Genomic DNA, 25,750 nt, shown 5'->3' on the forward strand with positions numbered 1-25,750 from the left:
ACATGCCCGCTCAGGACGCCGCCAAGCCGCTGTTTCCATTGCCGCTGACGCCACTGGAAACGTTCTTCGTCTTGGACGAACGGCAATCGTGTCCCATCGTCAGCTACATCGAGATGCAATTTTCAACGCCTTTGCAACTGCCAGTCCTTCAGACCGCACTGGAGGAGACGGCCCAGGATCACCCACTGTTGTCCTGCAAATTGGTTCGCGAAGGTGCGCGGTTGTTCTGGAACTTCGATCCTGATCTCACACCGCGAGTGCTGACCAACGATGACCTGCCATTGACCACCGGGCCGGCCGACAATCCCAGGCCCCAACCCTTCGATCTGTTTCAGGAACCAGGTTGTCGATTCTGGTATGTCCCCGAAGAAGCAGGCAGCCGTTTGTATGTTCAGGTGCATCATGCGTGCAGTGACGGCGTCGGAGTTCGACAGGTGATATTGGGCACGTTCACTCGCTATGCGCGTGCAACGGGTGACCCTGACTGCGGGAAAACGTCTCGGAAATCATCGCGATCCGCACCCAATGCAGAGCGTCTTCGTGACAGGTACGATTTTACCGAACTGCTTTCCAAGCCACCCAAACGTCCGTTGACGACCTGGGATCGAATTCGGAATGCCTATTACTTTCACTTCCAACGCCCCGCCGTTCTCTCCAAGCCCCCCATCGCCGTCAAGGAACGGGACGGTGTCTCAAACGAGGCTTCCTCGGGCGAACCCTTGCGACACATCCTGTTCAGCAAGGACGAATCCACCACCATTGAAAAAGCTTGCAGCGACGCATCGATCCGTGTCAACGACCTCGCCATCGCGATGCTGTTCCAAACCTTTGAGCAATGGGAACAGACGCATGGCGATGGAAAAGCGGTCCGCTACCGAGTGATGATGCCAGTGGATTTGCGATCGCGAAAGGACCTGGATTTGCCTGCCACCAATCGGCTCAGTTTTGCGTTCTTGGGTCGCCGCAAGGACCAATGCGATGATGCGAATGGGTTGGTTCAAGGTGTCGCCGATGAAATCCTGGCGATCAAAGATTCCCGCGTGCACATGGATTTCCTGGACGGCCTGAGTGCTGCCATCCAGCATCCTCGGTTCATGCGTTGGGTCATCGATCACAGCCGACAGATGACGACCAGTGTCGTCACCTACACCGGCGATCTTTCACGCGGGATGAGAAAGTTCTTTCCAGAGGTCGATGGGCAGCTCCAGATCGGTGACGCAACTCTTCGCAACGCGCTCGGATCGCCCCCAGCTCGGGAGGGTACGAATGTCTCGTTAGGAATTTGCATCAACTGGGGCCAAATCTGCATCTCCGCCTCCTGGAACCGCGAAGCCTGGGACGCAGCCACCACCGACCAATTCTTGGAAGCCTACACGAACAACTGGCGTCGTTGGTTGCAACAGCGAGAAGACATTTCAAGTTCTTCCCACGAAAAAACCCGCCCGAGCGAGCTGCTCGGACGGGTGACGTGAATCAGTGCCCAGGGTTGTCTGATTGGATCACTTCTTCGGCTGCGTGATGCCTGGCCAATCATCGGTTCGGAACGGCGTCACTGGCAGACCTTCCAGACTTTGCACGTTGCAGACTGGGTTGTCGGCCCACGCGTAGCGAACAGAAACCGGGGTTTCGACCGAGTCGGCTGACACTTCGATCGTGTCTTTGCCAACGATCTTGGCCTGGGCGTGAACAAACTTTTGATCTTCACCCGCGATGGTGAAACCGATCAATTCGCGAACATCGAATGTGTCCAATCCACCGCCGACGTGATCAAACTTGACGATCGCTTTGTTGCCGTCAAACTTCACTTCACGATAGGTTGGGCTGCGGTAAGGAATGTCATAGCCGTAGTCTTTGACCAGTGCCCATCGAGCCAATCGCTTGGCCACGTCTTGTTTGTTCTTGGGGTGAATGTCAGCCGATTCGCCCAAGTTCAAAATCACCGCTTCGCCCGTGTTTGGCAATCGCGACATCGTCATCGTTTGTGCTTCGCGAAGTTCGGCCCAACTGCTGTCGGTCGGCTCTTCGACTTCCGAGCGGAAGTCAGCCAATTGCACCCAGTAGAACGGGAAGTCGCCTTGGCCCCATTGGTCACGCCAGGTTTGAATCATCAACGGGAAGAGGTCCCGGTACTCGTAGGCTCGTCCGGCATTTGATTCGCCTTGGTACCAGATGGCACCTCGAATCGTGTAGCCGATCGTTGGCAACAAGACGCCGTTGTAGATGTTGGCAGGACGTTGATTGCCGGCAGAGTCATCGCGTGGTCGTCGAGGTGCGTTGCCTTGGCGGCCGTCTGCAACCCACTTGTCATTTTTCTCTTTCCACGATTTCAACAGCGCGTCGTAGTCGTAGTTTTTCATTCGCTTGTCCCAGCCTGCAAGCAAGGACTCGTACTTGTCTTCGGCTTCCAGCACATCGCGAGGAACCCAAGCCTCAGCCGCGGAACCACCCCAAGCGTTGTCGATCAATCCGACTGGCACGTCCAAGGTTTCGTGCAGTTGGCGGCCAAAGAAGTAACCGACCGCGGAAAAGCCTTTGACGGTTTCCGGTGTCGCAGCGGTCCAGCTGCCTTTGAAATCTCGCTGAGGTTCTTGCGTGCCCACGGTTGGCACGGAGATCAAACGAATTTGCGGGTAGTTGGCCGTCAGGGATTCCAGATCGCCATCGTTGGCACTTTGCACGGCCCAAGCCATGTTGGATTGCCCTGAGCAGATCCAGACTTCGCCGACCAGCACATCGGTGAAGGTCTTGGTCTCGTCGGCTTTCACAGTCAAATCATAGGGTCCACCAGCAGGAAGGGCTGGGACCGAGACATCAAATCGTCCTTCGTCGTTGGCTTTGCCTTTGGCGGCACGATCGCCCAGTTGAACGCTGACTTCTTGGCCGGGTTTGGTCCAGCCCCAGATATGAACGGGTTCGTTTCGCTGCACGACCATCGAGTCGCCAAAGATCGCTGGCATCATCAATTCCGCCTGTGCGGTCGAGCCCATCAGGCTCGTCAGACAACTCGCGATCGCGATTCCGGCGAGTAAAAACCGGTTGGGAAGGGGTGTTTTCATGGTGGAGATTTCTCCATGGGAGGGATGGGAGGTGGGATTGTCAGCAGCAGCATAATCGCTGGACCGCCCCGGTTGGGATCGCGACGATTTTCACAAATCTTCGAACATTCCGAGTAAAACGAAACGTGCTCTCAACATTACTTGGTGGAGACCCAATGGTTTGACTCGTTCGTGCAAGGCATTTGAAGACCTGCTTCAGCAGGCCCAACGTCCTGTGCTTGGTCATTTGATCAGGCTGACCGGATCGATCCACGCTGCGCAGGACGCGCTACAATCAGCGAATGTCACGGCAATGGAAAAACAATATGCGTTTGAAGAAGGAACGAACTTCGTCGCCTGGCTGAGTCAGATCGCCTGCAACCATCATCGCAATCAGGCCCGCAAACTTGCCACGTCCTCCTCCGTGGTACTCGTCGACGATCAATTGCACGACGTCATTGAACGACGTCATCGCGAACGGGTCGAACAGAATCGCCAACGCAACAATTGGCAACGGCTGAGCCACTGCTTGGATCAACTCCCAGATCACCAACGCGAATTGGTCCAGCGGTTTTACTTGGACGGCCAGACATTGAATGAATTAGCTGAAATGACCGGTCGCAAAGCCAATGCGATCGGGCAAGCCCTTCATCGAGCTCGTCAACGCTTGGTTCGCTGCGTCCAACAAACAGGCGATTCCACAGACGCCGAGTTTCTCTCCGATCATCCCCTTTCTCAACCAACGGCGGAAACCCCATGAGTTCCCGGGAACGAATCGATCAACTGCTGGCCGCTCACTCAGCGAACAAACTGACGGCGGAAGAAGCCAACGAACTGCGAGAGATTTTGATGTCCGACAGCAAGGCCCTGGACCATTACCTCGATCTGTGTGAACTGGACGAGGCATTGGTTTCGCAGACAGCGGCCGGCACGCCCGCATTGAACAAGCCATTCGCAGCTTCGCCGATCACGTCTCAACACTCGAGCATGCGACCCTTTCTCACCTGGTGCGCCGCCGCGTCCGCGTTGGTCGTTGGCAACATGATTTGGTTGCAGACATGGACGGCATCCAATCATTCCCCCGTGGCGATGGTCAACGAAACCGTGACCTCATCACCCGAGGTGGATCGCACGACAACACGGACCACCAACCCTGTCGACGCGAAACACTCCGCCAATCGACGTCCCCCCAATCCGTGGAAGGTCATCAACTCGTCCGGTTCGATGAACCACCCCGCTCTGACCGCCGTCTCGATTCCCGAGCTGGAATCCGCGACCGATCGCAAACTGCAGTTCAATCGTGACATTCGCCCGATCCTCTCGGAAACCTGCTTTCACTGCCACGGTCCAGACGAACAGGGTCGCCGAGCTGACTTGCGACTCGACACGTTGGAAGGCGCCACGGCGGATCTGGGCGGTTACCAACCGATCGTGCCCGGCAACCTCGACCAAAGCGAGGCCTGGAAACGCATCATCAGCGACGATCCCGACATGCTGATGCCGCCACCCGAGTCTCACTTGGCTTTGACGCAGGAGCAAACAACGTTGCTCCAACGTTGGATCGAAGAAGGCGCCGCCTACGAGGGCCACTGGGCTTTCCTTCCGCCAACCATGCCTGAGGTTCCAACCGTTGATTTCACCGAGGAAGAATCCACGCAAAGCTGGGCTCGCAATGAAATTGATTTCTTTGTGGCGGCACGATTGGCCGAATCCGGTCTGGCACCCTCGCCAGAGGCCAAAGCAAGAGCGTTGATCCGTCGACTGAGCTTTGACTTGACCGGTTTGCCGCCCACCCCCGATGAGGTCAACGCATTCGTCCGCGACTATCAACGGCACGGCGAAACCGCTTACCAAGAAACGATCACGCGGTTGCTGAGTTCACCGCATCACGGCGAGCGAATGGCCCTGCCTTGGCTCGATCAAGCTCGCTACGCCGACACCAATGGCTATTCGATCGACGGCGGTCGCCACATGTGGTTGTGGCGAGACTGGGTGATTCAGGCTTACAACGACAACATGCCTTTCGATCAGTTTTTGACCGAACAGCTTGCGGGCGATTTGCTTCCCGATCCGACCGAGTCGCAACGGATCGCAACGGGATTCAACCGCAACCACATGATCACGCACGAAGGTGGCACGATCCCGGAGGAAAACCTCACGAACTATGTCGCCGATCGAGTGAAAACAACCAGTGAGGTGTTCCTCGGTTTGACGATGGGATGTGCTCAGTGCCATGACCACAAGTACGATCCGATCTCGCAGCACGAATACTATCAGTTCTTTGCGTTTTTCAACGAACTGCAAGACCGGGGGTTGGACGGTGACGGAGGCCGCAACGCGGCTCCCAGCATCACCGCGAAAACGGTGCTGCGGACCGATGAACTTCCATCGTTGGAAGCGGAATTGAAACAGCTTCGCGAGCAACTCAACCAGTCCACCGAAGGCTTGGAGTCGTGGTTGGCATCGCAACGTCAGGCAGAAGCATCACGAGGTGACCAGTTTGCGTTGGTGCCCATGGAACTGCTCGATGTGTCCTCTCCCAATCATCGCGGGGCCATTGAATTTGACGCCGATGGCACTGTCAAACTGGGACAACCCAGTGGTGGCCTGAATGGCATGAGCCATTCACTGCGGTTGTCGACCGGAGAAATCGCGGATGGATCGCCGATCACGGGAATTCGCATTTCGTTCCTTCCCCAGCCCGGCCCGGCGAAGCCAGCCTCCGAGCAAGACAAAAACGCTAACGCCCAAACCAACAGTGATCCGCTGATGGCGCTGACCCCCTTCCCAGATGCGGTTCCCAAAGTCGCGACGGTTCTGGTCTCCGCCACCGAACAACCGGCCGACCAAGTGGATTACCACCGGCAATTGGCGTTTCAAAAAATCACTGCCAGCAGTCAAGCCGAAGGGCATGCCACGGGATCGATTCGCGAAGAGAGCAACGAACGATGGTGGCAACCCACCGAAGGTCACTCCGAACAACATCTGACCCTGACATTCGATCAGCCGGTCGATCCCAAGGCGACTCCTTTTCTCAGCGTGTTGGTGGTGTTTGGTCAGCGAAACTCAACGCCGTTCGAGTGGCAGATTCAACCTTTCACAGGCAACGACACCGACAGTCGCTGGGACGCTTCGCTCGCCCAAGTGATTCAAACCTCGCCGAGCGATTGGGATGAACCTACCCGGCAACGTGTGCTGGAGACGTTTCGCGAATTCAGCGACCCACTCCAGCCACTGCGAATTCGAATCAGCAACCTCGAGGAGCGCCGCGAGGTGTTGACCGGCACGTTCTCGACCATGGTGATGGACACCGCCGAGAAACCTCGCGAGACGTTTGTGCTGGACCGCGGCCAATATGACTCGCCCACGGACCGGGTTTTCCCTACCACGCCCAAGGTGTTGCCGGAACTCTCTCTCAAGAAGGCCGACCGGTTGGACTTGGCACGTTGGTTGACCAACCCCAAGCATCCTTTGACATCACGCGTGGCGGTGAATCGCATTTGGTCCCTGTTCTTTGGAACGGGATTGGTCGCCACTTCGGCGGACTTTGGATCGCAAGGCGAATACCCCAGTCACCCTGAACTGCTAGATTATCTCGCGACAAGTTTTGTCGAGAACGATTGGAATCAACAACAATTGATGCGTGAAATTGTCAGCAGCGCGACCTATCGCCAGCAGTCCTCCGCCACACCGGAACAGATCGAATTGGATCCCAAGAATCGTTTGCTCGCACGCGGGCCCCGGTTCCGTTTGCCGGCTGAATTCATTCGCGATCAAGCTCTCGCAGTCAGCGATTTGTTGGTGCCTCGGGTTGGCGGTCCAAGTTTGCAACCGTACCAACCACCGGCCCTTTGGAAAGAAGTCAGCCACTTTGGTAGCACACCCGCGACCAAACAAGTCTTCGTGCAAGACCACGGTGAGAAGCTGTATCGACGCAGCCTTTACACGTTTGTCAAAAGAACCAGCCCGCATCCGGCGATGGCTGCGTTCGATGCACCCAGCCGTGAACTGTGCACGATGGACCGCGGGGTAACGAACACTCCCATCCAAGCCTTGGTGACGCTGAACGACCCCCAGTTCGCCGAAGCCGCTCGTGTGTTGGCCGCTCGTTGGTTGGTCGAGTCGGGGACAGAGGAGCCGGGACGGAGTGAGCCTACGATCACGGACGCGGAACGAATGGATCAGGCTTTCACCATGGTCGTCGGTCGAATGCCCCACGAGGAAGAACGCGAAGCCGTGCTGTCACTGTTGGAAACCGAACGCGAACGCTTCGCTCAATCACCCGAGGATGCTTTGGCGGCTGTCTCAGTCGGCGAGTCACCTCGTTCGGAAACACTGGAACCCGCCGAGCATGCGGCATGGATGCAAGTCGCGACGTTGCTGCTGAACCTCAGCGAAACACTGACTCGACTTTGACCAAGTCGTTCAGGAATTTTTCCCATTCATCGATCCAACACACACCACTTCGAAACGCATCTTCCCATGAACCAATCTTTGATTCACGAACTCGGATTGCGACAATCGCAAATGATGACTCGCCGGTCGCTGTTCGGCGGCTCCGCGGCGGGTCTCGGTGCGATGGCACTCGGAAATCTGTTGGCGTCCGAAGCCAATCCTCAGGCGGCCTCTTCTGGCGGCCAGATTCAATCGAATCTCACCTCCGGGTTGCCTCACTTTGCGCCCAAAGCCAAACGGGTCATCTACCTGTTCCAGTCTGGCGGCCCAAGCCACATTGATTTATTCGATCACAAAGAGGAACTGGAACAACTGCACGGCACTGATTTGCCGGATTCCATTCGAGGTGGCCAACGACTGACCGGAATGACATCCCGACAGAGCCGTTTCCCAGTCGTCAAACCTTTGTGGGGTGGCAAACGATGCGGCGAGCGTGGGACGTGGGTGGGCAATTTGCTGCCTCATCTGCAAGACATCACCGATGACATCTCGATTGTTCGTTCCATGTGGACCGAAGCGATCAACCATGACCCCGCCGTGACCTACATCAACACGGGTTCACAGCAAATGGGGCACGCGTCAATGGGAGCGTGGCTGAGTTATGGGCTGGGATCGGAAAACGAAGACTTCCCTGCGTACATGGTGTTGCTCAGCCAGGGCAGCGGAAAGAACCCCGGCCAACCCCTGTTTTCGAGATTGTGGGGCAGTGGGTACCTACCCTCCAGCCATCAAGGTGTGATGCTTCGACCGGGTGCGAACCCGGTGCTGTATCTCAAGAACCCCGACGGCGTCTCGCGAGACTCACGTCGGGAACTCTTGAACACGCTCGGACGAATCAACCAACTGCACTCCGAAACCACGGGAGATCCCGAAACGCTGGCACGCATGGAGGCCTATGAAATGGCCTACCGCATGCAGACGTCGGTGCCCGAGCTGACCGACGTTTCGGACGAACCTGAATCCACGTTCGAACTGTATGGGGAAGACGCCAGACGTCCAGGTTCTTACGCCGCGAACTGCTTGCTCGCACGACGCATGGCGGAACGTGGGGTGCGTTTCATTCAACTGTTCCATCGCGGTTGGGATCAACACATCTCGATTCGCAACCAATTGCCGCGGCAATGCAAGGATGTCGATCAAGCCTCCGCGGCGTTGGTCCAGGACCTCAAACGTTTGGGAATGCTCGACGACACCCTGGTAATTTGGGGCGGCGAGTTTGGCCGCACGGTCTACAGCCAGGGCCAACTCGAGAACCCCAGTTCAGGCCGCGACCATCACGGTCGCTGCTTCACGACTTGGATGGCCGGCGGCGGCGTGAAAGCTGGTTTCGACTACGGCACGACGGATGAGTTTTCGTACAACATCGTCGAGAACCCGGTCCACATCCGCGATCTCAATGCGACCGTGTTGAACTTGTTGGGAATCGACCACGAACGGTTCACATTCAAATTCCGAGGCCTCAGCCAACGACTCACCGGCGTCGAAGAAGCCCACGTCATTCGAGATCTCATTGCCTGAGATCGCCAGCCAAATGCTCCGGAGTTGCCTGTTCGAGCTGTTCTGATTGGGGCACCTCAACAGACGCCGCAAGCAGCACCAACAACCACAACAACGTCGAAGCAAAGGGGAAGGTTTCAAACGCGGTGTCTTCGAACAACCCTGAAACACAAATGTAAGCTGCGATCCCGCGAAACAAGGGATCGACCACCATGAACGCGTGGTACACCGTCCACCCGACCAGCACCGCGACACAGATGCCCGAAAAAATGCCGGCCGAAAAAATCGCGTGCAGCAACAAGTTGTGCGTGTGATGCGAAAAGTCCTCCAGCAACAACGGCGCGCTATTCAGTCCCCATCCGGTCAGTGGTCGTTGTGCAATGTAGCGAATTGCTTCCGTCCAAATCTCGGTTCGTCCCGTTGCCGACGTGAGTTCGTCGACGTCGCCGGTCTTGGTGCCAACGGCGACCACTCGGCTGCCCACGTCGGAACCTTCCGACAACAAACCAATTGCCAGCATCGCCAAACAGATCCCCATCACGCCGCATAGACCGAGTGCCAACCCACGACGGTTGGCCAGCCGATCGATCATCACGGCCAAGACAGCTGCCGCACACGAAACGGCCGCCGTGCGACTCATCGATTCAAACATCGTCGCGACGGAGATCGCGAAAACGAATCCCGTCATCGCGATCATGACGGGTGTGAGCGGACGGTTTCTCGTTCGCCAAAGTCCCAGACAAACCAAGATCGCCAACGCGCCGATGCGACCGAGTGAGTTGGGATGCGCCGTGCTGCCCATGCGTTCGATGATCAGAGACTGGCCGAGTTCTTCTTGGTAGACCGCCGTCTCACCGCCACCAAGGTACAGACACCACGCGACGATCAGATGCAGCACCAATCCAACCAGCACGCATTGAAGCGACTGACGCAGAGATAAAAACTGCAACGTCACAGCGATGAACACGATGTAAAGACAGCTGATCATCGCGGCAGCGCGTGACACCGTGGCAGCGGGGCCAAAGGCTGCGGCACTGGTCACCAAAAAGATGCCGCCCAGAGCCACCAGAATCCAACCTGGAAATTTCGCGAGACGCTGACGCACCGGCGGGCACAACATCCAGCCCAACACAGCGACCAAACCAACCGCCCCGGACAAGAGCAGCTTCATCGCCACCTCCATCGTCAAACCAGCGCCCGCCGATCCAGCTGGAGTCGAGTCGGATTGATCCAGCGGATTGAGTGCCACGGCAAGGATCAACAGCAGCGGACACACCAGCGCAAACAGTCCTTCCAAAACACCGCGTTGTGAATCCGGTGATGGCGTTGGCTGTTCCACGTGTTCGTCGAAGTCTTGGTCGAGGGATGCTTCCAAGGACGACGTTCCTGCCAGAAGGGACATGAACGTACTCTAGTTCACCGGTCCGCGATTGCCATGATCGGACGATCGCCACCGCGCAGGCTGTCGTTCTCAGGAACTCACGTCTCGGCAATCTCGTGGGGCGCAGTGATCACGCGTGACTTTTTTCCCTACAATCCAGCCATGACCACCCCATCCTCCGAACCGAATGAATCGCAGTGTGCGGTCTATCTGAAGGCACTCGGCGACCCTTTGCGACTGCAAATCGTGCGAGCACTGCAGACCGGCCCGCTGAGCGTTTCCGACCTGTCGATCTTGGTTGAACAAGAAATTGGTACCGTCTCGCACCATTTACGAGTCCTCTTTCACGCCGATTTGGTGCAGACGCAGCGGGAAGGCAAGTTCATCTATTACTCACTGAAGGACGGTCTGCTCGCCGGTCGAGGAAAGGCAAAGCAATCCGCGCTGAACCTCGGATGCTGCCAACTCGACATGGGTCCAATGAACCCCTCGTGAATCGAGCAACGGCCCACCTTCCCAGCACCGGCTGGCGGATGATTGACTGACGTTCTAACGTTCGTCAGAATGTTTGATTCACGAGTTCGCCATCGATTGGTGCGCCCGGTCAGTTCCCACCATCAAGCAATGAGACTCACTGATGCCCCAGCCCATCGAATTCATCATGATCGGCGGTTTCCTGGGAGCTGGCAAAACCACGCTCATCGCAAGATTGGCAAAGCGTCTGCAATCTGAAGGCAAACATGTTTGCATCGTGACCAACGATCAAGCCGCCGGTTTGGTCGACACACAATTGCTGAAGAGCCAAGGGTTGGAAGTCAACGAAGTCGCAGGGTCTTGCTTCTGCTGCAACTTCGATGGTTTGACCGACGCGATGGAAGAGTTTGAAAGTCGACAACGCCCCGACGTCATTCTCGCCGAGCCAGTCGGAAGCTGCACTGACCTGATCGCGACCATCGCGGCACCGATGATGGAACGTCTCGGTGAAAAGTTCGTGCATCGTCCGTATGCCGTGGTTCTGAAACCCAATCACGGCAAGAAGATCTTGTCTGGCGTGGGAGGTGGATTTTCTGAGAAAGCCGAATATATCTTCCGCAAGCAACTCGAAGAGTCCGAAATCATCTTGCTCAATCGCATTGATGAATTGTCCGAGGAAGACGTGCAGGCGCTCAAAGAAAAACTGAACGAGCAGTACCCGGGGCGCAAAGTCATCCCACTGTCCGCCAAGACCGGCGAGAACCTGGATGTTCTGTACGACGCCTTCCAAGGCAAAGCGGCGCCTCGTGAAACGATGATGGAAGTGGATTACGACGTCTACGCTGACGGCGAAGCAGAGCTCGGTTGGCTCAACGCGACGGTCAACTTTCAAAGCGAAGACTCGTTTGCACTGGATGACCTCAGCGTGGGTCTGATTGAGGATTTGCGACAACGTCTTTTGACCTTGGGCGCGGAACCCGGCCACTTGAAAGTGCTCTGCAGCAGCAACCGAGCCGACGACGAACCAGTCAGTGTTGCCAACTTGATCGACAGTGATTCCCAAACCGTGTTGTCGATCGCCTCGGGAGTGAACGCAACCAATGCGAAAGCGATCATCAACGCGCGCGTGCGACTGGCACCCGAAGCGTTGACAAAAGAAGTGCAGGAAGTCGTTCAGTCGGTGGCCTCTCGATTGAACGCCCAAACGGAGACGATTCAACTGGACAGCTTCCGGCCTGGCCGCCCTGAACCGACTCACCGCAGTCGCTGACACCGCCGTTTAAACCAGTCGCGAAAATCGAACTCGCGAATCATGCGTTGGGGTGCTGGTCTTGATGCTGTTCGATCACTCGGCGTGCGATGGCCAAGGAAGCGGTCGCTGCAGGACTGGGAGCGTTCAAGACATGGGTGACGTTGGGCGTCGATCGAAACAAAAAGTCATCGACCAACTCACCGTTCGCTCGCACGGCTTGGGCCCGCACACCGGCGCGGGCTGGCACCAAGTCCGAGGCTCGCAGTTCAGGAATGAGTTTTTGGAGCGCGGTCACGAAAGCGGATTTTCGGAGCGAGCGATTCATTTCGCCGAGTCCCTTCCGCCAATGCTTCTGAATCAACTGGCGAAAGCCGCTGTATCCCAATGTCCGTTGCAGGTATCGAACATCGATGTCACGCCAACGGTAGCCTTCGCGAGCCAGAGCCAAGACGGCATTGGGACCGCATTCGACATTTCCATCCACCATCCGTGTGAAATGCACGCCCAGAAAGGGAAACGCAGGATCTGGAACCGGGTAAATCAGGTTCCGGCACAACCCTCTTCGTTCGGGCCGCAATTCGTAGTATTCACCACGAAAGGGGATGATTCGAACCTCGTCGGTTGCAGCGGCAACAGGGTCTCCAGTCGATTGCGACGAAGGGTCTGCTTCTGAAAGGAGCGTGTCGCTGTGAAGGCCAGCGCAGACGATCGCGGAACGAGCGTGGACGACGAGCTCTTGGTTTGGGTTTTCTCTTTCCACACTGATCAGGCGAACCCCGCCTCCCTCCGCTGTGATCCGTCGCACCTGAGAACCCAACCGAACGTTACCTCCCAATTCTTCGATGCAATGTTGATAAGCGTTGCATACCGTTCGGTAGTCCACGATGCCGGTCTCGGGCACGGCAATCGCGTCGACTCCCGCCACGGCAGGTTCGAGATGCCGCAGTTCGGTCGTTGAGATCCGTCGAAAATCCACTCCGTTGAGCGTCGCTCGTTGAATGATTGTTTCCAACGAGTCCAACTCGGTGGGATTCGTTGCCACAACGACTTTCCCGCATTTTTCCCAACGAATCCCTTGCTTTTCGCAAAACGCTTCGAGTTTGGTTTTGCCTTCCCGACACAACAACGCTTTCTCACTCCCGGGCCGATAGTAGATGCCTGAATGGATCACGCCGGAATTGTGTCCGCTCTGGTGGCGACCGACCTGAGACTCGGTTTCCAGCACCGTGACCCCCTGCCCCGGATGGGTCTCCAACCAGGTCATCGCAGTGGCAAGCCCAACGATTCCGCCTCCAATGACGGCTAAGTCACAGTTCTGATTGGATGTTTGTTTCATAAAAAATCTCTGACCGTTTCGCTCCTTGGTTCAGTTTGAAACCTAGAGTTTCCTTATCGAGTGAAGCCACCACGCACGGGCATGCATTGAAAAAGGACTCACTCGATCGTACTCCACGCAGGAGCAACCAACGAACTGGGCAAAAATGAGTACCGCATCCCCCAACATCAATTTGAGCAAGAACACAATTCTTGTATCGGTGGACGATCTTCAGGTCGGCGAGATTTGTCGTTCGCCAATCGATGACGAGATCGGTCGCTTGCTGCTTGGTGCGGGTACACGAATCACAACCGAAGTGATCGATGGTCTGCGGGAACGCGGCATCAAAGATTTGACGGTCAATGCGGACGAAGCCGACACGTTGAGCGGTCGGTCCAAGGGTGCAGCGGTCAAACCGAAGCCGAAAATCGGTCGAGACACGGGGCACAATCCTGGACAAGATCCCGCCAAGTGGATCAAAGGTGTGCCCCTGAAAGATGCATTGGTCGATCGCCACCACGAACCCATCAATCAGACCCGTCGCCGGACGTTGCAAGGCCACGTCCAACAGGCACGCAGCAAATTTGAAGAAATTCGATTGGCTCTTTCCGAGCGAAAGATGCAAACGGTCGAAGCGTTGTCCGATCTCTCCGGCGCGTTCGCGTCTGCCATGGTGGACGACCATGATCAAACCGTCGGCGAGGTGGTTGCCTGCAACACAGAAATGTCATTGACCGATCGCAGCGTGAAGCTGGGTGTCTTGGCCATGGCCATTGGAACCGAACTCGACCTGGATGGTCCCTCGGTTTTAGAAATCGGCATGGCCGGTCTGTTGCATGACATTGGTTTGTACTCGATGAACCCCGAGTTCAGCGTTCCGGGAAGGGGTCCCTTTTCGCAACAAGAAACATGGGAATACCGCAAACACCCGGTGGTCTCCGCCAACAGTCTTCGCGAAGTGTCAGACATTCCCCACGCGGTATTGCTGGCGATCGAACAGGTCCACGAACAATACGACGGCTCGGGTTACCCGTTTGGTTTAGAAGGCAAACGAATTCACATCTACGCGCGAATTCTCAACGTCTGCGACACTTACCTTCGGTTGGTCCTCGGAACCGCGTACCGCAAAGCTCTGGTCCCGCACGATGCGTTGGGATTCATTTTGCATCAGGCTCGGTACGGTCTGTTCGACGCCCAGGTCATTCATGCCCTGTTGCGGACCAAATCGTTGTTCCCCTTGGGCAGTCGTGTCGAATTGGCCAACGGAAAGTGGGCGGACGTGATTCGTCGACCCATCGAAGGCTACGCCTGTCCTGTCTTACAACTTTCCGATGGTGAACTGTTTGACCTCGTGGAAAATCCACACGAGGTGGTTCAGCCCCACTGCGACCCGCAACGCAATCAAGGTCGGTTGTCGATCGAAGCGATGCAAAAGATTCGCTGGAACCCGGCTGACGAATTGTTCTTTGAAGAAGCGTGATCTGCCCGGGAATGTATGAAGCAGGTTGGCAGGAATGATGGGCACAACCATGTGAGCCGGTTGGGCTTCAGCCTGGACTGCTAAATCATTGGGATTGACACTCCAACAGCGGATGCAAGTTTTCTTCCGGCTTCTGCCTTTCTTCATCCCGGTAGGGATTTCAGATGGTAGCCGGGGGTCGCTGCGTAGCAGCACACCCCCGGAAAGCGAGCCTCCCCAAAATACTCTCCATCCCGCCGTGGCCAATGGCCACGGCGGGATGGAGAGTGGCGGCGTGGGGTTTGCATGTCCATCGGTGGCGCTATCGCTTACCGACGGCTACCATCTTGCATCCCTACCGGGATGAAAACTTGCGCAAGCGACAATACTCTCCAAGCCCAAACGTTCAGCAGTCCAGCTTCAGCCCCGGTTGTGCGCGGGAACCGTGGCTAACGGTGGGCTGTTCAATCTTTGGGGTTGCAGCGCTTCTGGTGTGCGCAAGTTTCTGTCTCGCATCGACAAGTCACCTCTCCCTCAGCTTTGCTGGGGGAGAGGTCGAACAGGCCGATGGAGGTCCTGTTCGGGTGAGGGGGCGATTCACAGCAAACCGCCTTTTTGGCCTCGTTTCACACATCGCGTGCCCCCTCACCCGGATCTCGCTGAACGCTCGCTCCGACCTCTCCCCCAACTTCGTCGGGGGAGAGGTAACAGGCAAGAAACTGTCCACGAAGACGCTGTGTCAACACCAAAGATTGAACAGCCCAGGCTAACGCCAAACGGCTCACATACCCGAAGACACCTGCGTACCGGCCTGGCCTGACCAGTATTGGCCTGCTCCGAACGGTGACCAGTCGCGTCCACGACTGATCGACCCAACCCAAACCATTCCCATCACCAGCCAACCCAGAACCCAAACGATCACCGAACCCCTGTGCCACGGTGGTTGATAGATCCAACGAATCGTCCACTCACCGGGCGGACACCAAACGCCTTGTCCAATGCCATCGGCGGAAAACACCGAGACCGGGAACGGATTGAGCGACGAGTTCTGAGAATGCAGTTCGGCCCGCCATCCACCGTCTTGGTAAACACGCCGCGACACAAAGGTCTCACCGGTTCGAGGCGCTGACAAGGCTGCGGCGCGAACAACAATCGCATCGGCTTGGTCCCCGCGTTGGGATGCCATCTCAACCCGTTTCGACCATGGAGATTGTCGATCCAGCATCACTTGGTCGCGACGATGCATTCGTATCATTTGTGTCGACCAAACATGTGTCTGGCCATTTGGTGATCGAGAACCGCCCACTCCCAACCAAGCCGCCGTCCGTTGCCAATCCATCGGCGTGGGATGTTGGCGAGTCGCGGTCCAAAACTGATCGATCGCCCAAGGACGGATCGAAACGATGCTGTTGTAAACGGCTTCGTCCTGCACCAAGTGCCAGCGACCGTACCACCGTCGACGGTCGTGAACTTCCATTGCGAGTAAACGCTGCCGATCCGGCGTGGTCGTCCATTCCGCTGGGTATTCGCCACCGCCCGCCGTACGGATCCAGCGTGTTGTGTCCTCGGCCTCCGATGCGGTGTGGCTGAGTTCCTGCCAAGCGACGCGTTCCGCGTTGCGGTTGATCGTGGGAACCAAGTTCCAATGGGCAATCAACAAATCACAAGCGACCAAGGTCACCCATCCCCATCTCATGACCTGGGTCCGTGATCGAAAGAGCACGGCGACCAAAACCAAATTCGCTATCGTTGCCACCGCCAACACATGAACAAGGGACCTCAACCAACTCAACCATGCTTCGTCGACTTGAAACGGTCCCCAAACATGATCTGCCGGCGCGGCTTCCATCGAATCCATCGCATACCAAACGCACAGGCTGCTCAACAAACCTCCGATCATTCCCACGGCCGCGATCGATGCGGCGCGGCGCTGGAACATTCGTTGCATGCGAGATTCGAACTCGGTCCCCTGCTGGAAAAGGACCTGGCTCCCTTTTGCGGCCAGGATGGCCAAAGCAAGGGCTCCCAACGGCAACCATTTCGCCGGGTAACGAAACGCCTCGTATCCGGGCATCCAATCGATCAACCATTGATACGGTGCATGCCAGGGCCCGTACCAACCCATCGCGGCCAAACTCGATGTGAACAACACAAAGCCCCACACACCCCACCCGCGAAAATGCTTTCGGTCGCTTCGCCGCAAACCGATCGCCACCAGAATCAACGTGGACAAACCGACATACAAACTGGGCGTCCACAAGGCGTCGATCGGACTGACTTCTCCGCCCAGGAACAACGGCCGATCCCAACGATGGTTCACTGGCCAGGGCGAACCAAACACCGATGGCATCGCCAACTCCAACCACCGCCATGGTGCGACTGAAAAGGCCAACGACTGCGAAGCCTCCTGCGGTGACCAGACCCGTCCACTGTGGCGTGCCCAACTCAGAGAAGCAGCCATCTGAGGAGCTGCCAACACGGCGGATCCGGCGGCGACACCCAGCAATCGGATCAGACCTCCCAGCCATTCGTGCCAAGCCTCTTGTTTCCAAGCAGCCCATGCCAACTGCAGCAACAACCACAAACCAACGAGCATGCCCACGTGCAGTGCCGTTTGTGGGTCGCCCCCCAACACCATCATCGCCAGCGCCACCGTTGGCAATTTCCAAGCGCGACGACTCGGGTCCAACAACGGCACGAGCGCCAGCGGCAACCACGCCGCACCGACCAAAAACGGCGGATTGGTCGCGAGAAACAAGACGCTGCCTGACAACGGATAAATCAGCGAGGCAACAACGGAAGACGCTGGTTCACAGCCCAGACGGCGGGCGGCCCAGAAAGCCGCCAGCGATGCCAAGACCAAGTGCAGCGTCACATACACGGCCAACGCGAGCGACGCATCTTCGGGCAACTCATTGACCGCCCCCTGGGCAACACGAGACTCGTTTCCCGGAAGCGGAAGCGAATACACCAGGTGTCGAATCGGATAGTAGACCGCCGTCGTTGTTTCTCCGGCCAACGGCATTCCCGTTTGGTCGAGCGGGTTCCACATCGCGGTCCAGAAATACGACAGCGGACGTTCGGCACATCGCTCACCCACGTATTGATACAGCGGCGTGTAGAAATGACTGACGTCACGAAATGCCAAGCGATCGCGGCCCGACCAAACGGAGACCATCAAGATCAAGATGCACAGTGGTCCAATGAGGGCTAACCACTGAAAACCGGTCGACTCAGCCCTGTGGCAGGACTCCGCTTCGCGATTGATTGCGGAGGGCTTCGGCACGGTTCAGAACATCCTCAGAGGGTTCGATCACTTGAGGCACCAATTCGATGTCGATGATCCGCTCATCACGAATTTCACCAGGCCAAAGGGTTTCGCTCACAAAGTCCAGACCTGGCAATTGATACCACGGCGGTTTGATCTTCCGCAGAACGGTTTCCGTTCGGAAACCCTCGCGTTCGATACGAACCTCCCGCGTGCCATAGTATTCAAAACTGGTGGCCGCTGGAGACGTTCCAATCAATTGGTTGTCAACTGAAACCGTTGCTCCCGGTGGGCTGGTCCGCACGGTCATTCGGCGACGCACACAACCCGTGCAGACAATGAACAACAGTGTGATCATTGTCAGCATTTTCGCATGCGAACAGAACGGCTGGATGCGGTTGGCCAAAGCGTGCAACTCAATGGTTTCCAAAGTCAACGAATTTGCCACATGCTGTCATTCGCCAGCCAATTCTGCACAGCAAAATAAGATGACGAAGAAAAATGGGCGACAGAGCACGGGAGCTTTGGAACTATCAATTGCCGCGGCGGCTCGGCTAGATCAGTTTTCTGGAATCCACAGCGTGGGAACGGCGGAGGACTCCGCCACCTGCTCGCTTCGCCGTCGGGCCTTGATTCGGACATAGGGCGGAACAAAGCGAGCTCGCTCAGCAAAGCTGCTTGGTTCAGCATCCCGTTTGGCATGCATTGGTTCGGACAGATCCTCAATCACGAATCCAGATCGACACATCCCGCCAATCAGTTCTTCCCAACGATGCAGGAATTCCACCGCACCAGGTTCCCTCAGCCGAGCGGCAACCGGATTGATCGGGGGCGGCGGAACAGGAGCGTTGGGGACGGCCTGGGTCGAGGATCCATTGCGGTAGTACGCATGTTCCACCGTGTATCGGGGGGAACCATCGACCGCTGTTCGTGGCTGGGTCGATGTTTGCAGGCTGAACGGCGATTTATGCTGACTGATGTAAACGCCTCCGCCACGAATCACCCTGGCAACCTGTGCGTACACCGCCGTGATCGAAGGCACATAACACGTGCTGACCGGGTGAATCACGATGTCGAAATGCCCCGCCGGCAACATTGACAAATCGTCCATGGAACCCTCGATCAGTTCGACCTGGTGCCCCCGCTGGCGAGCGGCAACTCGGTCCTGTTCCAACATCGCTGGCGACAGATCCACGACCGTCACACGAGCGCCCGCAGCGGCGTAGAGACAACTCTGCCGGCCCCCGCCTGCCGCGAGGCACAAAACTTTTTGCCCAGAAATATTGCCGCCCAGCCACCCGGCAGCGTCAACGGTTTGCAGCGGAGCCGCTAATTCCTCGTCCGAAACGATTTGGCACAGGGGAGATCCAGCCGCCGTCATCCGCTGATAAGCCTTTCGATTGGCCCCTAAAATGGTCTCACGGTCGATGGCGGATACCCCAGACGGATTGATTTGCGGTTAATTTGGGAACTTTCTGAGTTCATCCGTCATCTGACACCTTGACAGCCCGAATCACCGCACTGGCGGAAGGCTTGTCGACACTGTAACCCTACGCATGGACGCGTCGCGTTGGTTCGAAAACGTTTCAAACCTCGCTTTCGCTGCAAAAGAACAGCATGATGTCTTTCACACCTGAACAGATCGATCAACTGATCAGCGACCATTTGGATGGTCGTTTGAGCGAGGATCAATCGCAATGGCTCACCGAGCAGTTGCGCACGGACGCTGACTTGGTCCAGCAACTGGCCGATGCGGAATTCGATCGTCAAATGTTGCGATCGCTGCACCAAAATACAAGCACCACCTCGCGCTTGCCTGCCGATTTCGCGTCTCGCGTCGTCGCCGCAGCCCAGCAGCGTGCAATCGACGATCATTTGTCGTCCGATCATCCCCTGCGAAAACTGCCGGTCTCAGCACCGGTCGAAACGGTGGCTCGTCCATCGAGTCGCCACGGCCGCAGAACCTGGGTGGCAGCCATCGCTGGACTGGCCGCGGCAGGACTGTTTGTCGTGACCTTGCAGAACCGCGGGAATGATCCGAGTCCGAACAACCCGCTGATCGACCCATCCACCGCGATCGCTCAAGCGGATCCGGCCAACTCGGACCTCGATCCGATGTCGGGATTGGATTCCCAGGGTGCACCCAACATCGAAACGATCGCATCAAGCGATCTACCAAGCGTCAATCGCGAAGGGTCCTCCCCCGCAGCGGTTCCCTCGATCGATCAAACCGCTGCTGGGATGGATGGTTCCAATCAACCCGGTGGACCATCTCAACCCGAACTGAGTTCCATCGCGTCAGCGACCGAGCAACTCAACGCGGCCCCCATGGATCTGTCGGCAACCGTCGCAGTTGGAAACAGCAACGAGATTCAATCGCTGTCCGGCGCGGTGTTGATCTATGACGTCCAGCTGAAACCAGAAGCCCGTGATCCCGGTGCTCGCAACCCATTCGCACTGGACAATGACCCGGTTCGACAAGCCATGACGACGGCCGGTTTGGCCGCGTCGAGCAAACAACTGGTCAACGAGCGTTTGGTCGAAGCGACCCGTGAATCGGTCGCGCTGGAGGACAACACCCGGTATCAAATTCTGTTGCTGCGAGGTCCCGCGAAACAGTTGGACCGTCTGTTCCTTGAATTGCTTGCGGATGAAGACTCGATTGAGTCAGTTGGCATGTCGATGGCGATGGGCAATGCCGTCTCCGGGATCGCATGGCAACAAGAAGAAGACGTGGTGCCTTCGAACGCGGTCGCTTATGACCTGAACACAGACGACAGACGTTCGTTGCAACGACTTGGCGTGGCCCTCAGCAATCGTGACTTCATGCCTGTCCAAGCTGAATCGTTCACCAAACGAATTGATTTTGCTTTGGGCTCCCCGGAAGCTGCCAGCACCGGCAACGACTTCATCACCGAAGTCCTGGTCATCGTTCGCTGATCAGCGACCTCACACCAACTCGTTGATGACATTTCCATGGACATCAGTGAGACGGCGATCAATTCCATCGTGGCGGAACGTCAGCTGTTTGTGGTCGATCCCCAATTGGTGCAGGATCGTGGCATGAATGTCGTAGACTTGCGTGGGGTTCAAACGGTCCAACGGCTTGTATCCCCACTCGTCTGATTCGCCGTGGGTGACGCCGCCGCGAATGCCACCCCCACACATCCAATTGGTGAACACGTACGGGTTGTGGTCCCGTCCCTTGCTCCCTTGGGTGCTGGGCATTCGGCCAAACTCCGTGGTCCAAAGCACAATCGTGTCTTCCAGCATCCCGGTTCGTTTCAGGTCTTTCAGCAACGCTGCGGTTCCGACTGCCATTCCACTTGCCAGTGGTCGGTGATCGCGCTCGATATCCTCGTGCGAATCCCAGTTGCGTCGTGGGAAACCATTGTCGTTTCCAGACCAAATCTGTACGAAACGAACCCCGCGTTCGAGCAATCGACGGGCGATCAAACACTTGCGTCCAAAATACTCGGCCTCCTCGGCGGGATTGATCTTGTCGGGATACGTGGCCCCCATCCGATCCAATCCGTACATCTTCATCGTCTCCGCACTTTCGCCCGAGATGTCCAACGCTTCGGGTGCACTCAACTGCATTGCCGCCGCCAATTCGTAAGATCGAATCCGAGCCTCCAACCGTGAGTCGCCAGGATGTTGCTCCAGATGGCGACGGTTCATTCGTTCGAGCACCGCCAGGCCATCACGGTCCCCTGCAGCGGTCACAAAATCGGCGCGGGCCGTCAGGTCCTCAATAGGATTGGCTCGTTGCGGAAAGATAGTTGTCCCCTGCGCACTGGCGGGCAGGAACGCGGAACCCCAGTTCTTGGGTCCGTTGCTGGCAAAGCCACGGTGATCGGGCAACACAACAAAAGTCGGCAGGTTCTCGTTGATCGAACCCAGCCCATAGCTGACCCATGCTCCCATGCCGGGGAATCCGGGACGTTGGAAACCCGTTGCTTGCAGGTAAGTGGCCTGCGAATGAACGCCTGTTTTGCCCACCATGTTGTGGACAAAGGCCATGTCGTCCACACAATCGCCCAAGGGTGCCACCACCTCACTCAGTTGCTTGCCTGAACTTCCATACGGCGCAAACTTGAAAGGCGATTTCATCCACGGCCCCAAGCCATTTTGGAACGCTTCGACCGGTTCACCGAAGTCCGATTGCTGGCCATGAAGCTTTTCCAGCAACGGTTTGTGATCCCACAGGTCGATTTGGCTGGCTCCACCGGCCATGAACAACTGCACCACGCGCTTTGCTCTGGGCGGATGATGCAGCACTTCGACAGCGCGTCCGCTGGCCGATTGAGCTTCGCTTTGTAGCATGGCCGCCATTGCCAACGCACCAAAGTTGGTGCCTGCCTGACGGAGGAATTCTCGTCGACTTTGCATGGGTACGTTCAATCCACAAACACGAATTCAGTCAGGTTGAATAAGATCCGGCACAGATTCTGCAAACCATGGTCATCGGCGTAGGCCACCAATTCATCGCGTTCGGCCGGTGTCGAAACTCGTTGGCAAAGCAATCGCATCGCCCGCTCCACTTGACCGGGAAGATTGTCGCTCTCCAATTCCAGTCGTTTTGCAAACGCTTCGGCCATCACCAAATTGAACTTGTTGTTCATCAATGAAAGCGCCTGCAACGAGGTCAGCGTTTCATTGCGACGCGGGGTACTCTGCGATGAGTCGGCACAATCGAGTGTCGTCAGAAAGGGATTGGGTTGCGACCGAGCGATGAACCGATAGATGCTGCGGCGATGGGATCGTTCGTCGCTCGGGTCAAACTTGTGATATTCAAAGTGTGGTGAATGCTCGGTCTTCGACAAAGCAAACAGATAGAAACCTGGTCCACCCATCGTTGTGTCCAGCGTCCCACTCACCGAAAGGATGGAATCACGCAGCTCTTCGGCCGAAAGCCGGCGTCGGTTGGCCCGCCACAAAAATTGGTTGCTGCCGTCGATCGCGGAATTCGCGGGGTTGTCTGCCGACGTCTGTTGATACGTGTTGCTGGTCACGATCATCCGGTGCAGGGTCTTCATCGATTGACCCCCGTCACGAAACTCGACCGCCAACCAATCGAGCAATTCGGGATGGGTCGGTTCAGCACCCATGCGACCAAAGTCATTGGGTGTGGCGACGATTCCCTGACCAAAGTGGTACTGCCAAATGCGATTCACGATCGAACGCCAAACCAAGGGATGTTCTCGATCAGTCAACCAGGTGGCCAACTTCGCTCGACGCTCGGCTTCATTGAGGTTCGCATCGAATTGCCACTGAGAATCGCTGGACAACGGAATCACGCCGGGCACCGCAGGGTCACCGGGAAGCGAAACCTCCCCGCGATGAAGCACAAACACCTCTCTTGGCTTGCCTCCGGTTGGCTTGAAATTTCCCTGGCTCGAAAAATCGGTCGCGGCCGCATACACCGTTTGCTGCGGTGGCAGGGAGGACAACAGAGACTCAGCCTCCGCGGTCTTCCGCTTCGCATCGCTGCGTCGCGCGACAAGCTCGGGAGTGGTCACCGCGGCAAGGATAGCATCCCGCTTCCGGGTTGCTTCAGCGATCCGGCGGGTTGCCTCCGGGTCTCCGATACGCGGCCATTTGTCGTCCGTCAAATTCTGACGACGCCAACGAATGGGGGCTTCGATCGAATCAAGTGAATCGACCGTTGCGCCGATCGCGACGTTCCGGCCACCGGACACGACTCGCAGCTCCGCGAGTGCGAAGTGGAAATCGGATTTGCGTTCGGCGAGCCGAGTCGCGGTGACACGAACCCGACGAACAGGCTGGTTCTCGAGCGCAAACTCGACCGGCATCAATCCCGGATTGGGAAAGTCATCCTCGCGAACTTCATGAAGGATGCTCCGGTTGCCAGCGTCATCGAACAACTCAATCTTGAACCGCTTGGGGAATCCGAACCCTGCGCCGATCTTGTTGAAGTCGTCGTCGCAGGCATGCAGCACGATTCGCGATGCCAACACTTCCGACTTCAGTTTCACCTCAACCCATTTTTCTGAATCCTCCGTGGCAGCGATCTCACTGTGGTAACCATGTTCCACCACCTTGATCGGCTTCAAGTTTTTGTTCAGCGTGTTGATCTGTGTCGTCAGCTCAGCCAACTCGGTGCCCCCTGCCGCTGCAAGCTCGTCTTCCACACTCTTTTGCTGAGCCTTGGCCTTCGACACCTGATCTCGCAACTGCTGGCGTCGTTGAGCGACATTCGGATCAGCATCAAACGTTCGATCGGCGCGATCGACGGCGGCGAAGACCGCTTGCATGCCGTAGTATTGCTGCTGCGTGATCGGATCAAATTTGTGGTTGTGGCACCGCGCGCACTGGACCGTCATGCTGCAAAACGTATTGAATGCCCCCGAGACCATGTCGTCACGATCAAGGTTGCGGGCCACTTTGCCATCCAGCTTGGATTCCGGCACCTCCACATGACCGATGAAGTCCCACGGACCCGCGGCAATGAAACCCAATCCCAGCGTGCCATCAGCGGTTCCAGGAAACAGCACATCTCCCGCGATCTGCTCCTGAACAAATCTCGCGTACGGTTTGTCTTCATTGAAAGATCGAATCACATAGTCGCGATAAGGCCATGCATTGGGACGCAGTTTGTCTTTGTCATAACCATTGGAATCGGCGTATTTGGCGACGTCCAACCAATGCCGCGCCCATCGCTCCCCGTAGTGTTCCGATTCCAGCAACCGGTCCACCAGTTTCTCGTAAGCCTTCTCGTCGGAATCGGGGTCGCTCACGTAATGTTCGACCTCCACTGGCGTGGGAGGCAATCCGATCAGATCGTAAGTGAGACGACGAATCAGCGTCCGGCGGTCGGCGGGCGGAGAATACGTGAGCCCCTTGTTCTTCAGAGTCCGGAGTACAAATTGGTCGATCGGAAATCTTGCCCAAGGATCGTCCAACTGGGGAATCGAAGGCCGTGAGTTCGGCTGAAACGACCACCAATCGAAGTTGTCGACCAAGGCTTCTTTCACCATGAAACCATCCGGCCAAGTCGCACCCTGGTCGATCCATTTCGCAATCGCGTCGATCTCCGCTGCGGTCAATGGATCCGCATCCTTGGGCATCTCTGCCTTGCCCCCTTCCGGCGAGATCAAATCCAGCAAATGACTCGCTGCGGAATCACCTGGTTCGACAAATCCGTCGGCAAAAAAGGCCGCGGACTCTTGCACCGAAAACCCTCCTTTGGCCGTCTCGCCCGCGTGACAAGACAGGCACCGCCGTGCCAGCAGCGGAGCGATTTGCAGTTCAAACTGATCGTCAGCTTCCTCGGCCTCGACCCTTCCAATTGAGAGGCCGCTTGCGACCCAGATCAAGAGCAGCATCCACCAACTCGCCATTCGGTTTGTTTCTGGCAACAACAATCTTTCGGCTTTCGTTTGGGGAAAGGGAAGGCTGCTCTTCTGTCAGAACCCAGTGTTCTAGGCTGGGTCTGTTTCAGAACCCAGTTCCCGGCTGGGTCTGTTTCAGAACCCAGTGTTCCCGGCTGGTCTGTTTTGCTGGACAACGACTTGCAGCCTGTTGATTTGAGCAGGTACGCAGGAATGATTGGGTCGAATCCTGTGAGCCGTTTGGCGTTCACCCCGGTTG

Annotated in this window: 16 protein-coding genes; 8 read left to right on the forward strand and 8 right to left on the reverse strand. The window is 56.9% G+C overall.

Annotated features, from left to right (window positions below; all coding sequences use genetic code 11):
• The first annotated feature begins 2 nt into the window (after positions 1 to 2).
• Positions 3 to 1,472, forward strand: coding sequence for a hypothetical protein (locus tag UH5x_RS16835; RefSeq protein ID WP_482633090.1), 1,470 nt, complete (start codon positions 3 to 5; stop codon positions 1,470 to 1,472).
• Positions 1,473 to 1,499: 27 nt separating this feature from the next.
• Here the strand turns inward: UH5x_RS16835 and UH5x_RS16840 are convergent, their stop codons facing one another.
• Positions 1,500 to 3,056 (reverse strand): sialate O-acetylesterase, encoded by a 1,557-nt coding sequence (locus UH5x_RS16840; protein WP_482633091.1) that lies wholly within the window; start codon positions 3,054 to 3,056, stop codon positions 1,500 to 1,502.
• A 160-nt stretch (positions 3,057 to 3,216) separates the two neighbouring features.
• Here UH5x_RS16840 and UH5x_RS16845 point away from each other — a divergent pair, with 160 nt between their 5' ends.
• The 3 genes from UH5x_RS16845 (at position 3,217) to UH5x_RS16855 (ending at position 9,008) form a co-directional block, all read left to right on the forward strand.
• A complete protein-coding gene (locus UH5x_RS16845; RefSeq protein WP_482633092.1) occupies positions 3,217 to 3,795 on the forward strand; it encodes a sigma-70 family RNA polymerase sigma factor in 579 nt (192 codons plus the stop codon).
• Positions 3,792 to 7,451: a PSD1 and planctomycete cytochrome C domain-containing protein gene (locus UH5x_RS16850; RefSeq protein ID WP_482633093.1), complete on the forward strand. Its 3,660-nt coding sequence runs from the start codon at positions 3,792 to 3,794 to the stop codon at positions 7,449 to 7,451. The genes UH5x_RS16845 and UH5x_RS16850 overlap by 4 nt, the downstream gene beginning before the upstream one ends.
• Before the next feature lie 66 nt (positions 7,452 to 7,517).
• Positions 7,518 to 9,008, forward strand: coding sequence for a DUF1501 domain-containing protein (locus UH5x_RS16855; RefSeq protein WP_482633094.1), 1,491 nt, complete (start codon positions 7,518 to 7,520; stop codon positions 9,006 to 9,008).
• On the opposite strand, the gene UH5x_RS16860 is transcribed toward UH5x_RS16855, so the two are convergent.
• Positions 8,998 to 10,389 (reverse strand): O-antigen ligase family protein, encoded by a 1,392-nt coding sequence (locus tag UH5x_RS16860; RefSeq protein ID WP_236696262.1) that lies wholly within the window; start codon positions 10,387 to 10,389, stop codon positions 8,998 to 9,000. The genes UH5x_RS16855 and UH5x_RS16860 overlap by 11 nt on opposite strands.
• Before the next feature lie 141 nt (positions 10,390 to 10,530).
• Here UH5x_RS16860 and UH5x_RS16865 point away from each other — a divergent pair, with 141 nt between their 5' ends.
• Entirely contained in the window at positions 10,531 to 10,863 is a 333-nt protein-coding gene (locus UH5x_RS16865) for an ArsR/SmtB family transcription factor (protein ID WP_047814772.1), read from the forward strand.
• Positions 10,864 to 11,005: 142 nt separating this feature from the next.
• Complete coding sequence (locus tag UH5x_RS16870) at positions 11,006 to 12,112, forward strand: GTP-binding protein (protein ID WP_482633095.1); 1,107 nt, start codon at positions 11,006 to 11,008, stop codon at positions 12,110 to 12,112.
• A 40-nt stretch (positions 12,113 to 12,152) separates the two neighbouring features.
• Here the strand turns inward: UH5x_RS16870 and lhgO are convergent, their stop codons facing one another.
• Complete coding sequence (gene lhgO, locus UH5x_RS16875; protein WP_482633096.1) at positions 12,153 to 13,430, reverse strand: L-2-hydroxyglutarate oxidase; 1,278 nt, start codon at positions 13,428 to 13,430, stop codon at positions 12,153 to 12,155.
• Positions 13,431 to 13,575: 145 nt separating this feature from the next.
• Between lhgO and UH5x_RS16880 the strand changes: the two genes are divergently transcribed.
• Entirely contained in the window at positions 13,576 to 14,889 is a 1,314-nt protein-coding gene (locus tag UH5x_RS16880) for an HD-GYP domain-containing protein (RefSeq protein WP_047814737.1), read from the forward strand.
• 760 nt (positions 14,890 to 15,649) lie between these two features.
• Here UH5x_RS16880 and UH5x_RS16885 read toward each other — a convergent pair.
• The 3 genes from UH5x_RS16885 to UH5x_RS16895 all read right to left on the reverse strand — a co-directional run bounded on the left by UH5x_RS16885 (position 15,650) and on the right by UH5x_RS16895 (position 19,517).
• Positions 15,650 to 18,154, reverse strand: coding sequence for a hypothetical protein (locus UH5x_RS16885; protein ID WP_482633097.1), 2,505 nt, complete (start codon positions 18,152 to 18,154; stop codon positions 15,650 to 15,652).
• The gene (locus UH5x_RS16890; RefSeq protein WP_482633098.1) at positions 18,102 to 18,572 is read right to left on the reverse strand and encodes a PEGA domain-containing protein; all 471 of its coding nucleotides are present in this window, start codon (positions 18,570 to 18,572) and stop codon (positions 18,102 to 18,104) included. Before UH5x_RS16890 ends, UH5x_RS16885 begins: the two co-directional genes overlap by 53 nt.
• Positions 18,573 to 18,695: 123 nt before the next feature.
• Positions 18,696 to 19,517 carry a class I SAM-dependent methyltransferase gene (locus tag UH5x_RS16895; RefSeq protein WP_482633099.1) on the reverse strand — a complete coding sequence of 274 codons (822 nt, stop codon included), beginning with the start codon at positions 19,515 to 19,517 and terminating at the stop codon, positions 18,696 to 18,698.
• A 236-nt stretch (positions 19,518 to 19,753) separates the two neighbouring features.
• Here UH5x_RS16895 and UH5x_RS16900 point away from each other — a divergent pair, with 236 nt between their 5' ends.
• Positions 19,754 to 21,076 (forward strand): anti-sigma factor family protein, encoded by a 1,323-nt coding sequence (locus tag UH5x_RS16900; protein ID WP_482633100.1) that lies wholly within the window; start codon positions 19,754 to 19,756, stop codon positions 21,074 to 21,076.
• A 9-nt stretch (positions 21,077 to 21,085) separates the two neighbouring features.
• Here the strand turns inward: UH5x_RS16900 and UH5x_RS16905 are convergent, their stop codons facing one another.
• The gene (locus UH5x_RS16905) at positions 21,086 to 22,528 is read right to left on the reverse strand and encodes a DUF1501 domain-containing protein (RefSeq protein ID WP_482633101.1); all 1,443 of its coding nucleotides are present in this window, start codon (positions 22,526 to 22,528) and stop codon (positions 21,086 to 21,088) included.
• A gap of 8 nt (positions 22,529 to 22,536) precedes the next feature.
• Positions 22,537 to 25,500 (reverse strand): DUF1553 domain-containing protein, encoded by a 2,964-nt coding sequence (locus UH5x_RS16910; protein WP_482633102.1) that lies wholly within the window; start codon positions 25,498 to 25,500, stop codon positions 22,537 to 22,539.
• Positions 25,501 to 25,750: the final 250 nt, after the last annotated feature.

Source organism: Rhodopirellula sp. UH5 (assembly GCF_056839225.1).